At 54.0% G+C, this 12481-nt stretch carries 12 protein-coding genes; 2 read left to right on the top strand and 10 right to left on the bottom strand.

The window, feature by feature from the left end; translation table 11 throughout:
* Positions 1 to 98: 98 nt before the first annotated feature.
* From GXX34_12505 to GXX34_12480, 6 genes are all read right to left on the bottom strand, one after another.
* On the bottom strand, positions 99 to 662 hold the full coding sequence (locus tag GXX34_12505) for a hypothetical protein (protein ID HHW08329.1): 564 nt from the start codon (positions 660 to 662) through the stop codon (positions 99 to 101).
* A 798-nt stretch (positions 663 to 1460) separates the two neighbouring features.
* Complete coding sequence (locus GXX34_12500; protein ID HHW08328.1) at positions 1461 to 1841, bottom strand: PH domain-containing protein; 381 nt, start codon at positions 1839 to 1841, stop codon at positions 1461 to 1463.
* Between the two features lie 330 nt (positions 1842 to 2171).
* Positions 2172 to 3299: an isomerizing glutamine--fructose-6-phosphate transaminase gene (locus GXX34_12495; GenBank protein HHW08327.1), complete on the bottom strand. Its 1128-nt coding sequence runs from the start codon at positions 3297 to 3299 to the stop codon at positions 2172 to 2174.
* Positions 3300 to 3605: 306 nt separating this feature from the next.
* Positions 3606 to 4943 carry a phosphoglucosamine mutase gene (locus tag GXX34_12490; protein HHW08326.1) on the bottom strand — a complete coding sequence of 446 codons (1338 nt, stop codon included), beginning with the start codon at positions 4941 to 4943 and terminating at the stop codon, positions 3606 to 3608.
* A gap of 112 nt (positions 4944 to 5055) precedes the next feature.
* Positions 5056 to 5979, bottom strand: coding sequence for a hypothetical protein (locus GXX34_12485; protein ID HHW08325.1), 924 nt, complete (start codon positions 5977 to 5979; stop codon positions 5056 to 5058).
* A 3-nt stretch (positions 5980 to 5982) separates the two neighbouring features.
* Positions 5983 to 6807, bottom strand: a complete 825-nt coding sequence (locus GXX34_12480) for a TIGR00159 family protein (protein ID HHW08324.1) — start codon at positions 6805 to 6807, stop codon at positions 5983 to 5985.
* A 249-nt stretch (positions 6808 to 7056) separates the two neighbouring features.
* On the opposite strand from GXX34_12480, the gene GXX34_12475 reads away from it, so the two are divergent.
* Both GXX34_12475 and GXX34_12470 read left to right on the top strand, forming a co-directional pair.
* Positions 7057 to 7809 (top strand): DUF881 domain-containing protein, encoded by a 753-nt coding sequence (locus GXX34_12475; GenBank protein HHW08323.1) that lies wholly within the window; start codon positions 7057 to 7059, stop codon positions 7807 to 7809.
* A complete protein-coding gene (locus tag GXX34_12470) occupies positions 7799 to 8503 on the top strand; it encodes a DUF881 domain-containing protein (GenBank protein HHW08322.1) in 705 nt (234 codons plus the stop codon). Before GXX34_12475 ends, GXX34_12470 begins: the two co-directional genes overlap by 11 nt.
* Before the next feature lie 102 nt (positions 8504 to 8605).
* Here the strand turns inward: GXX34_12470 and GXX34_12465 are convergent, their stop codons facing one another.
* From GXX34_12465 to GXX34_12450, 4 genes are read right to left on the bottom strand one after another with little or no spacing between them, the layout of a single operon-like run.
* Entirely contained in the window at positions 8606 to 9088 is a 483-nt protein-coding gene (locus GXX34_12465; protein HHW08321.1) for a hydrogenase maturation protease, read from the bottom strand.
* Positions 9069 to 9686, bottom strand: a complete 618-nt coding sequence (locus GXX34_12460; protein HHW08320.1) for a Ni/Fe-hydrogenase, b-type cytochrome subunit — start codon at positions 9684 to 9686, stop codon at positions 9069 to 9071. The genes GXX34_12465 and GXX34_12460 overlap by 20 nt, the downstream gene beginning before the upstream one ends.
* 12 nt (positions 9687 to 9698) lie before the next feature.
* Positions 9699 to 11252, bottom strand: a complete 1554-nt coding sequence (locus GXX34_12455) for a nickel-dependent hydrogenase large subunit (GenBank protein ID HHW08319.1) — start codon at positions 11250 to 11252, stop codon at positions 9699 to 9701.
* Positions 11252 to 12337, bottom strand: a complete 1086-nt coding sequence (locus tag GXX34_12450; GenBank protein ID HHW08318.1) for a hydrogenase small subunit — start codon at positions 12335 to 12337, stop codon at positions 11252 to 11254. The genes GXX34_12455 and GXX34_12450 overlap by 1 nt, the downstream gene beginning before the upstream one ends.
* Between the last annotated feature and the right edge of the window lie 144 nt (positions 12338 to 12481).

Here is a 12481-nt window from a genome sequence, read left to right as displayed (position 1 = left end):
TCACTCCTTGGGTTTCTTTTTTGTGTCATTACTTGAAAGATTCTCCAATTTGGGGTGAAGTCCTTTTCTTTGTTATCCAGTACATTGATTTATAAGGACTAGCGTTTTTGCAAAAGGCTCAATTTAAAATGAACTTTTCTGCCATTGGGAAGGATGAAGGTATAATCCCTGAAATACTCAGTTGTTTTAATGTAATACTGATCAGCATTAGCCCAGTAAAGTTTAACTTCTTCACCAGCGTACGGTATGGCATAAACTCCCTGCTTGTACCGGCGTTGAGAAATAAAGTCCCCATCCTTATAGTAGCGGCTAAAGAAATCTGTCAGGTGAGAATAGACCTCATCTTCAATTTTTTCCAGATCCATTCCGGATTCAAGAGCACGCTTGAGCTCCAGATATTTCTTACTGCTCTCGTAAGCCACTCCAGTTTCATCTAGGGTCTTCTTCAAGTCATCTAGTTCTTTCCTAAGACTCTTTTGCTTGACTGAATAGTAGTTTTCCAATTGGTTACGTACCTGAGGCAATAGATCAACTGTGAGAAACCTTTCAATTTCCCGTCGTTTGTAATTCATAATTCTGTAAATGCCGAAATCCAGATCGGCCTGATCCATTTGGAATATCTGCTTTAAAAGCCTTATCAGTTCCTCATAGCTTTTTCCCATATCATATCACTCCCCTTGGACCATTTCCCATTCTATGACAGATGCGCCCATTTTCGGCCTCATGCAATCTTCCATGAACCTCCCTCAGCATTTACCAAGTAGAGCATGTTTGTAAAATCTGGTTAACCCCTCGATTAAGGAGAATATCCTTGTATCGTAAGGGTTGTTGCAGAATATCATGGTTTTCCTTCGTTTCTCAACCTCTTGACGGGGTAGTCTTGCTCTGCCGTAGCATCCAAAGCAGGAGCAAAATGCTGCTTTGCGCCCTTGACCGTTTTACGACAACAATACTGAGCTCTTCTCAGGTTTGAGAACAAGCTGGTTCATGCTACCCATAACTCATTTCTACTCATCTAATGTTGATGTAGTCGGTAATAGGTTGCTGGTATCATATATCTCAGGCTGCCGCGTCTGGACCTATGGTTCATTGCCGGATATTTTTTTTCCGGATTGCGCACTATGTAATATTCTCTAAAGAACTCATGGTCCTTGGGTACAAAAGCCGGCTCGGTAAAAATGAACCTCACGCCATCTATCTTGCTGAGCTCTTTTTTCAGTTCTGCGTAAGCATAGATAGTGAAGTACGCGGAAATAACGGACAACTTCGAGCCTTTACCAAGCTCCGCTCTTAACTCATCTACAACTCTAAATCTTTTATTGTCCAAAACCTTAGGTGGTCGCATTTAATCAATCCCCCGGCACTGGTTTATATACCCAATTCTTCATCCTGACTAAAATCCTGCCCAAACCGCGGTGTCTACCCATCTTACCGCAAGGCTTCACCATAGACATTTCCGGCTAACCCAGCATATAACGGGCAATAGTCTCATTCACTTTGAACAACAACCGGTCCATGTCCTTGCCTTTCATAAACTGTAATTCTACTCTGATGCCCCCGGACAGGGTCAGCTTAATCTCGCTGTCAAAATCAAAAGTACCTGCCGTCTCTATGGAAAAGGCCACAATTGATTTATACGGTATGGTACAATACTCCACCTTTTTCCCCGTCAGGCCCTGTTTATCGGCAATCAGGATCCTCCGATCCGTGAACACGGCGGCATCGCGAATGGTTTTCACCGCAAACAGGGCCTGCTCGCCCGGTACCAGCATTCTTAACAGGTTTTCCGGGATGGGCACTTCGTAATAAAAGGTGTACTTGGTGGACAACACATCAGCCATGGCATCACAGCTCCTTTCTCCCGGCGCTACAGTCAATATTCAGCAGCAGGAAGAAATGTCCTGCCGCTTCTCAACCCACAACTTGATGGTTATTCCCATTTTTCCCTGGGATGCACTGCCAGTATAATGATACCATCAATTCCCCCGGCTGGTAAGGCCAGCAAACCAGTTCAATTCAGTAACGGCCCGACCGGATGCGCCCGCTTCTCGGATGGTTGCCAACAAGTTCAAACAGAAGACAAAGGGATAAGCGGCGGCAAAGGCGCCCTTATCCCTTTCTCACCCATGAATGACTTGTCTTGCTGCCACCAAATCCCCTCTAATGATAGGCTAGTGGGCATCTTTAACGCTCTTCACCAGGTTCCTGGGGGTGTCCACTGCCAGGCCCTTGGCGCAAGCGGTGTAATAAGCGATCAGCTGGAGAGGCACCACCGCCAGCACCGGAGCCAATTCCGGCAATGTTTTCGGCAGTACGATGGCATCGTCACACAGGGATGGGACTGATTCCTCGCCGGCCATGGTCACGGCAATGACCCAGGCCCCGCGGGATTTCAGTTCTTCCACAATGGCTTTATTGGGCTGCGCGAGTTCCGGCTGGGTGGCCAGCACAATGGCCGGCACGCCTTCTTCGATGAGGGCCATGGGCCCGTGGCGGAACTCCCCGGCGGAATAGGCTTCGGCGTGGATATAGGTGGTCTCTTTCAGTTTTAAAGAGCCTTCCATGGCGACGGCCGCATCCAGGCCCCGTCCTAAATAAAAGGCATGGGCGCTTTTAGCTAATCTCTCCGCCACGGACCGGTATCCTTCCCGCATGGCTAGGATATCCGCCAGCATCCGGGGCATACCGGCTAAAGCCCTAAGGTACCCGGCTCCTTCTTGAGGAGTGATTCTTCCCTTGGCCGTGGCAAGCTGCACACCGGTGAGGTAGAGAGTGACTATCTGGGCCAGGTAAGCCTTAGTGGAGGCGATGGCCACTTCCTTCCCGGCCACGGTGTTGACCACGTAATGGGCTTCCCGGGCAATGGTGCTGCCGGGCACATTGGTGATGGCCAGGATGGTGCCGCCCTGCTCTTTTGCTTTCCGCATGGCGGCCAGGGTATCCCCGGTTTCGCCGGATTGGCTGATAACCAGCACCAGGGTGTCCTCATCCACAAAAGGATCGGCATAGCGAAACTCCGCCGCCAGCTCCGCCTGCACCGGGATGCGGGCGGTCTTTTCGATAAAGTGTTTTCCCACCAGCCCGGCATGATAGGCGGTGCCGCAGGCTACCACCAGAGCTTTCTCGTACTTGGCCAGGTCCAACCGGGCCAAGTCCCCATGCCATTGGACCTCTTCCACCGAAGCGACGGCGGCCGCCAGTGTCCGCTCCACGACTGCCGGCTGTTCCATGATTTCCTTGAGCATGAAATGGGGATAGCCGCCTTTATCCGCTGCCATGGTTTCCTTTGTCATCGTCATCTTCCATCTCCTTACGTCTGAGAATTGAAGCGTAAGGACTCCCTCCTACCCGATGGGATTTGTGCCGGGAATTGCTCCCCGGTTTTGTCCCGCTTTCACGGCCGTAGGCAGCCGAGGGGCACCCGCCGAAAAGTTCGATAAACCCCTTCCTCGTCAACCCTGCCGGGGCAGGGTCCCGGCGCTGCAACATGTCCCAGAGAGTCCTTGCGATAGCAATGGACAGCAGTCGTCGATCTTTGCCGGAATCTCGCAACGAGTGATGCGGCAATCTTTAGCCCTCCAGATCGACGACAGGCTGCTTGGGTTCTATTCTGCCTCCTTAACTACCTTGGCCAGTGCATCGACAATGCTTTTCAGTTCCTCTTCGTCAGGGCCTTCCGCCATGAGCCTGATCTTGGGTTCGGTACCGGAAGGTCTCACCAGGATCCGGCCCCGATCTTGCAGCTGTGCCTTGGCTGCTTGGACGGCGTCCTGCACTTGCTGCGATTGCAGCACTTTTTCTTTGTCAGCCACGGTTACGTTGACCAGCACCTGCGGGTAACGCTCCATTTGGGCCGCCAGTTCCGATAGGGGTTTTTGGGTATCCACCATCACCTGTAACAGATTCAAGGCAGTGATGAGGCCATCGCCCGTGTTATTCTGCTTGATATAAATGATATGGCCTGATTGTTCCCCGCCGATGACAGCCCCGGTTTCCATCATCTTTTCCAGCACATACCGGTCGCCTACTTTGGTTTCCAAAACCTCGATGCCGGCCTTTTGCATGGCTTTGTGCAAGCCCAGGTTGCTCATCACCGTCACTACCACTTTGTTTTGCTCCAGCTTGCCCTGGGCCTTGTGAGCCAAGGCGGTGATGACCATGATCTGGTCCCCGTCCACCAGGTTGCCCTTCTCATCCACGGCCAGCAGGCGATCCGCATCACCGTCATGGGCTAGACCGAGATGGGCTTTTTCCGCGACTACTCTTTGCTGCAGAGTCTCCGGATGGGTGGAACCGCAGCCCTCGTTAATATTAACCCCGTTAGGCTCGGCAAAAATGGTCACCACTTCCGCCCCCAGTTCCGTTAAAACCCGCGGGGTAATGGCAGAAGCGGCCCCGTTTGAGCAGTCCACCACTATTCTCAGTCCTTCGAGGGAGCCTTTAAACAAGCTCTTAGCATATGCGCCGTAGAGATCACGGCTGTTGCCCACGTCATATACCCGGCCGATTCGCTCGCCGGTAGGATAGGGCAGCTCCCGGTTGTTTAACACCAGCCCTTCAATTTCCGCCTCCACTTCATCGGGCAGTTTGAGACCTTGGGGTCCAAGGAATTTAATGCCGTTGTCTCCAAAGGGATTGTGGGATGCAGAAATCACGGCTCCCGCCGCCTTATTGAGGGCTTTGGTCAGATACGCCACCCCGGGGGTGGGCATGACACCTAAACGATAGACATCCACCCCTACGGAACAAATGCCGGCCACCAGCGCTGCTTCCAGCATATCCCCGGAAATGCGGGTGTCCTTGCCGATCACGATCCCGGCTGGGTTTTTATCTCGTAAAGCCAGCACGTAAGCCCCGGCCCGGCCTAGACGGTAGGCCAATTCAGGGCTCAAGTCCCGGTTGGCCACGCCTCGCACTCCGTCGGTGCCAAAAAGTTTTCCCATGCGATCACCTCTCCATCATCATTACTTATGCCAACCACCCAATGCTCATTATAGTATATCATCGCTTTCTTGACCAGTTAACAAAAAATCCCTCCAAAAAGAGGGATTTAGTTCAGTCCGAGGCAATTTCCACAATGACTTTGGCCCGGGAAGGTATGCCCAAGTAAGTGCCCTCCGGGACATCCAACTCCGCATCCAGAATCGCCGTTTCCGTAACCTCCTCCAGGCTAACGGGCCGCGTGTACAGGTAATCGAGTTTTTCCAACAGCTCCCACCGGCCGAAGAGCTGCACCATCTCCGGTTCCACCACTACCTGCTTGACGGTCAAGCCACTGGGCAATTCTCCTTCCAGGACGGGTTTGATGATCAATCTTTTCGCCGGTAATTCCCGGATCACAGGGACAAAGACTTCCACCGTCTCCGGTTTGATTTTCAACCAGTCCTGGATGGGGTTCCCGTCCACATCGAAGATTTTGATGGGTACCCGCTCCTGGTAGCTCTCCCGCTGCCCCTTCAGGGACACGTCGACCACCACATCAGCGATGCGGTCCAAAATGCTTTTCGGGCCGTCAATCAGCACTTCCGTAGGGCTGATGCTGGGATCCAGCACCGCATAGCCGGTGGCCACCTCTCCCGTTAGGATGGGCCGCACCGGCAGCTGCACCTGGGTGATCTGGTCGATGACAATATTGACTTGGGAAGGACTGGTGTGGATGACCTCCACGCCCCTGGGGGTATTCACTTCTACCGGTTCCACATTCGTGCCGATGTGGGCATTGCTTAAATTAACGTAGGCTTGATAATCCCTGGAAGTCACGTTGGCCAGTACCGATTGCCGGGCCTGCACCCGCACGGTGACGGTGGAGGGCTTATCCGCCACCATCAAATCGCTGGACAGGTTCTTGGTTTCCAGCGGAATCTCGTACACCGCTTCTTTCACCGGGTTCTGGGCCATGGTCACCCACGCCCACAGGCTGATGGCCAGCAAGATGGATATGATCCGGTAAGGCAGGTTTGTCTTAAAATGTTCCCACATCCGCTACCACCTCTTTTGCCAGAAATAGCCTGTTTGGGCATTAGGTTTGATCAGCAGTGCTTCTTCCAGCATTTCTCTCAGCTTTTTCTCATCCAGGAACCGCACCAGCTTCCCGTCCTGGGCCAGGGACACGGTGCCTGTCTCCTCGGAAACCACAATGGCGATAGCGTCGGAATTCTCGGAAATCCCCAGCGCAGCCCGGTGCCGGGTACCTAATTGTTTACTCAGGTAAGGGCTGTCGCTTAAAGGCAGGAAACACCCGGCGGCAGCGACCCGGTCCCCCCGGATGACGGCGGCCCCGTCGTGGAGGGGGGTATTGGGGACAAAGATATTGATCAGGAGTTCAGCCGAGACGACACTGTCTAGGGTTACTCCCGTTTCAATATAATCGTTGATGCCCGTTTCCCGTTCGATGACAATTAAAGCCCCGTATTGCAATTTCACCAGGACTTGAGTGGCCCGCAGCACTTCACTGATCAGCCGCGACATATCTTCTTCACCTAAAAACGACAAGGGACGGGCAAAAAACTTACCGCGTCCGAGCTGTTCCAAAGCTCTCCTCAGCTCCGGTTGGAACACGATGGGCAGGGCCACCACTAAAGCCAACCGCACCTGTTCCAAGATCCAATCGATGGTGGTCAGCCCCAGGATCTCTGCCAGGAAGGAAGCAGCAAAAAGGATGGCCAATCCCTTGATCAGCTGGACTGCCCTGGTGCCGCGGATGAGCATAATAAAACGGTAGAGCACAAAGGCCACCACTGTTATGTCCACGGCCACGCGAATGAGATCGATGAAATTAAAGGAGGGCAGGATTTGCAATAAATTCAAGTCTGCTTCACCTCTGGGAGAGATTCCTTGGAAAAGCAATTACCAGAATCCCTTAATTCAACCTTGACGGGCATGGGAGGGGATAGGTCAGAGGATTTGCATATCCATTTTCGACGAAAGCCAGGGGAATTCCTTTAGCTATTAAAATTTACCTGAACAGAATTTTTATGGTTCTTCCTCCCCCGCCCCTTTTTATTGCTAAGGCATGTGTATTCCAGTAAAATAAAAACATGAAGGGAGGACAGTTTAATGTCCAGGAAATGGCAGTTTGCGTTGACGGTACTATCAGTGGCAGCTGGTATTATCCTTATATCATTAATAATGACCTATCAAGCCCACCGCGGCGAGGCGGCGGAAAGCCCTAACGCTGATTTGATTGAAATCATCAACCGGCTGGAAGAGGAAACCCTGACCCTGGAAGAACTCATTGAACAGAAAAGGGACAGGAATGACCAGATCCGGGAGCGGCAGATCCATGACGTGGACCAGCTGGCCGGCTTGCAAACGGAGCTGGAATGGCTGCGCCGGATGACCGGCCTCACCCAGGTGAGCGGCCCCGGTATCGTGGTCACCCTGGACGACAATGAAGCCATGGCTGCTGCCGCCAAGGCGTCTGATCCCCTTACTTTTGATCCTAATAAATATATTATCCATGACAAGGACCTGCTCTACCTGGTCAACGACTTAAAAGCCGGCGGTGCCGAAGCCATCTCCATCAACAACCAGAGAATCACTACCCCCAGTGATATCCGCTGTGTGGGCACCGTCATCCTGGTCAATTCCATGCGCCTGGCCCCGCCCTATGAAATCAGGGCCATCGGCGATCCGGAAATCCTGACGTATCACGTGACCAACGGGCAAACTTATCCCTGGCTGAAAAACCGGGATTTCCCGGTCAGTATCGTGCAGGAAGAAAACATCCTCATCCCCACTTACAAGGGTAGTTTGTCCGCCAGTCACTTGCAGGAAGTCAAGGGGGAGGAGGAAACCGATGAATATTAAAAACAAAGGCTGGTATATCTCCCTCACTTTAGTATTTATTGTTCTCGGATTCTTGCTTTCTACCCAGTTTCAAACCCAACAAAAGGTACTGACGGCTTTGGACGCCCAGCGTAAGGAAGACCTTATTACGGTTTGGAAGAACCTGGACGACAAAAACCGTGTACTGCAGGAAGAAATCCAAAACCTGGATGCGGCCTACCGGGACCTGCTGGCTCAATCGGAGAAGGAAACTTCCGCTTTGAAGACCATGACGGATGACATCAACAAATTGCGGTTGGTCAGCGGCATTACCCCGGTTACCGGGCCGGGGATTACGGTCACGATTACCGGTGATGCGCCCCTGTATTTCCTCGACCTGGTGGACCTGGTGAATGAGCTCTGGGCCACCGGGGCGGAGGCTATCTCCGTCAATGATCACCGCATCACCGCTCGCACCAGCATCGCGGAAGCCAGCGACGCCTTTTCCTTTTACATTACCATCGACGGGGAAAGACTGCTCTTTCCGGTCATCGTCAAAGCCATCGGCGACCCCCATACCCTGGAAAAAGGACTTACATTCACCGGCGGGCTCATCGATATCTGGAAAACCCAGTACAACATCCACCCGGAAGTACAGCAAAGACAGGAAATCCACATCCCGGCGGTTAAGTCCGTGGAGCCCTGGATTTACGCCCGGGTAGTCACGCCCCAATAAAACAGCGGTACCGCCCACCGGCCCCGCCGGCGCCGGTGGGCTTTGGTTTTTAAACGTCAAAGAGCCACGGCTGAAGCCGTGGCTCGAAAAAACCGGCCATGTTCACCTGGTCCTGGCGGCTATGTCCTCCGCAATCAAAGACATGACCTTGCTTTTGACCTCGCTCAGTTCCGGCGTCAGCTCCAAACCCCAGTCCACGGTCTTGGGCTGGACGCCGTAAATAATTGTTTCCGGCAGGCAGCCGAGGATGCCGGCTACCTGCAAGACCTCCAGCAACCCGATATCATGAAAAGATGTTTTAATCTTCTTCGGCAAATCGGCCACATCCCCCACCTGAAATTTGAAAACGCTCCCCGGTTCCACCTGGGCGTTAAGGCTGTCCACCACGATCAACAAAGCAGCATCTTCAAACAGGTGGATCAGTTCCATGCCGGCCGTGCCCCCGTCGATAAATTCTACTTGCGGGGGCCATTCCATGGCGGCCATTTCCCGCACCAGGTGTACCCCGAAACCTTCATCCTGCAAAAGGACGTTGCCTACGCCTAACACAAGGATTTTGTTTGCCTCACTGTTTTTGCTGCACATGGGAACCTGCCTGCTTCATCAACGGTTTTTGTTGACCTGGTTCCTTACCCAGGAACATCACCATCACCTGGTAAGGTTTTTCCGAAAACACCATGTAGAGATGGATTAGGACAAAGCAGATAAAGAGCCAAGTCCCAAAATAATGCAGGGCTCGCACGTTGGCCATGCCTCCCAGGGCTTCGATGAACCCGGCCAGCCGGTCCGGCATGGCCAGGGCCATACCGGTACAGGCCTGGTACATGACCAGAAAGGGAATGCTCAGGTAAGCCAGTTTTTGCAGGGCATTGTACCTGCCCCTGGCAGCCGGGGCTTCCCCCATAAAGCAGTAATACTTGACCACGCGCAGGATCTTGCCCAGTTCCGGTTTGTATTCATAGTAATCCCGGTATTTGCCGAAAAAGGCATAGTAGACCCGCCAGACCATATTCAGGATCAGCACAAAGGCCGCAATATAATGGAAATAACGAGCCGCCCCCATCAACCCGGCCGCAAAGGGATAGTAGATGTAAAAACCGGTAAAGATCAAGAGGACAATGGCGATCAGGTTGATTAAGTGGGCTAATCGTTGGGGCCAGTGAAATTGTTCCTGACTGCTCATGCCGTCACCACCTCAGCAAATCTTGAATTGCCGGACTTGCTCTCTGTCGGCTTCGATCAGGTGAACCGCGCAAGACAGGCAAGGATCGTAGGAACGTACCACCCTGACAATGTTGATGGGATTGTCCGGATCCGGCACGGGAACTCCGAGTAAAGCCGTTTCCGCCGGTCCCCGGTTGCCCTTTTCATCCCTGGGCGAGAAATTCCAGGTAGTAGGCACCACCATCTGGTAATTCTTGATCTTGTAATCTTCGATCTCAATCCAGTGGCCCAAGGCGCCCCGCGGTGCATCCAGCAGCCCGTACCCACTGCCCGATTTGGGCGGGTTCCAGTGGTCGGTATCGTGAATCCGGGCATCTTTACCGGCTAAGAGGTACGGCAGTTCATCGATCCATTCCTCCATGGCGTCGCAGAGCATCAGGATTTCAAAGGCCCTGGCCGCATGCCGCGCCACGGCACCGGGCTTGATCTGATACTTCTCTATGAACTCCATGAAAGCCGGGGGCTGGTGGACGAGCATCCGGGCCAGGGGACCAACTTCCATGATTTGGCCCTCATACCGCGGTGCTTTCAGGAAGCTGTAAGCCCCCGCCTTGTCTAGATCAAACTCCGTCGTCATGGCGGAGGGGTGCCCGGCTGCCTCGTCCTTGAGCCAGGAATGCTTGACGTCTTCCGTGATCCTGCCCTGGTCCAAGGGCTGCACGTTGTTGAGCTGACCGTTGAAAACGACGCCGGGCTTAAACAAGTGGTTGCCGTCCCCCAGGGGGAACACGCCGTAGGACAGGTAATTCCCGTTGCCCCCACCCAGTCCCGCTTGGGCCAGCGGCAGCAGGGGGCCGGTGCCCAGGGCAACCACGTCCGGTACATAGACTTCCCGCATGAATTTAACCAGTTCTTTCAGCATGGATTTGTATTTCAGTATCTGCTGCGGGTTGGGCTTGATCGTAACCCCGCCGGCCACAATACTGGACTGGTGGGGCTGCTTGCCGCCGAAGACAGCGGAGAGCTTCCTGGCCTTGGCCTGTATTTCCAACGCCTTCAGGTAATGAGCCACGCACGTGATCACGGTTTCCGGATCCCTGATGCAGTATTCATCGGGCTCGTAGCGCGGTGTCAAGGGAGCCGTATCCCCCGCTTTCACCAGCGCCAGGATCTTGTCCCTGACTTCCAACAGCTGCTTGTCATTGCCCCGGTACTCGGCCACGGCCATGACATCCAGGTAATCCAGGGCCGACAGGTGGTAAAAATGCAAGGGATGGTTGTGGAGCCACATGGCCCCGATAATGAGGTTCCTGATGACCCGGGCTGCTTCGGGCAAGGTTGCCCCATGGGCTGTCTCCACGGCCATGGAAGAAGCCCAGCCGTGGGGCCCGGCACAGACACCGCACACTCTTTCCGTCACATAAGTGGCATCCCGCGGGTCTTTTCCTCGCAGCAAGATTTCAAAACCCCTGGCGGCGGTACCCACCACCCAGGCATCGGTCACCTGGCCGTTTTCCACCACCACTTCAATTTTCAGATGGCCTTCAATCCTGGTTACGGGATCGATCACTATTTTCTGCGCCATTATTCACTGTGACCCCCGCTCTTGTGCTTGCTGCCGCTCACGGTGCGCGCCGCCAAGTGGAGACCGATACCGGCGGCCGTCACCCCGGCCATCACCTTGCCCACCTTGGTGGCTTCAATGCCGCCCAAGCCGGGTAAAGCAAAGGAATTCTGTCTCGCGTACAAGGGCGAGAAGCCGGCCCGGGTGTCACCAAAACCGGCGGCATAGAATTCCGGCTGGGTACAGCCTGAGCAGGGGGACCCGGCATTAATGCAGAAGTTTACCCCGTCATTCCACAGTCCCTGCGGGCAATCGGTGTAGGTTTTAGGCCCCTTGCAGCCCATCAAAAGCAGGCACCAGTCTTTTTGCTCATCGCTGTTCCAATCGGTCAGGAATTCGCCGCGCTCAAAGCGGCCGCGGCGCGGGCAGTTGTCATGGAGCAGCTTGCCGTAGAACATCTTGGGGCGATTATAAGCGTCCAGTTCGGGAAGCTCCTGGTACATGAGGTAGTACATCACCGTACCGTACAGCCATCTCGGGTTCACCGGGCAGCCGGGCAGGTTGATGACGGGCTTACCGGTAACGATCTTGTCGACTCCTACCGCTCCCGTAGGCCCCGCCGCCGGGATCCCGCCGAAACTGGCGCAAGCCCCGACCGCCACTACGGCGACAGCATTGGCAGAGGCCTCCAGCAGCTTTTCCCGCACGGGTTTGCCCCCGGACACCACAAACCGGTCATCAGCCGTGGGCACGGCGCCCTCCATCACTAAAAGGTAGCCACCTTCTTTGATGGTGTCCTCCATGGCTTGCTGGGCCTGGTGTCCCGCCGCAGCCATTATGGTGGGGTTGTACCGGAAGGAGAGCAGGTCCAGGACCACCTCAGCAGGACCGGGGTCCAGGGTGGAAATGGAAGAACAGGTGCAGCCGGTGCACAACTGCCCTTTCATCCAGATTACCGGGGTTTTCTTCACCCCTTCTTCAATAGCCTGGGCCATGGCCGGCACGTCCGTCGCGGAGAAGCCCATGGCCACGGCCGCCGCCGTCAGCAGTTTGATGAACTCCCTTCTATTCATGCCTCTGCTTCTAAGCAGGTCATCCAATTCCATGCTTGCTTCCACCTCCGCAATTTGAATTGCTCTGGGCTGGTGCGATCCGGCTGGTTTGACCCATCATCTCCTTTCTTTGAGAATTAGCAAACTTCTGAATTTTGCGATTAATTGTTTCCCTCTTTCGTCCCGAATGCCCTGTTT

The organism is Clostridia bacterium (assembly GCA_012840125.1).
In the GTDB taxonomy this organism is placed as follows: Bacteria; Bacillota; DULZ01; order DULZ01; family DULZ01; genus DULZ01.
Note: the sequence above shows the minus strand (reverse complement) of the source record. Positions and strands in the feature narration are given on the sequence as shown.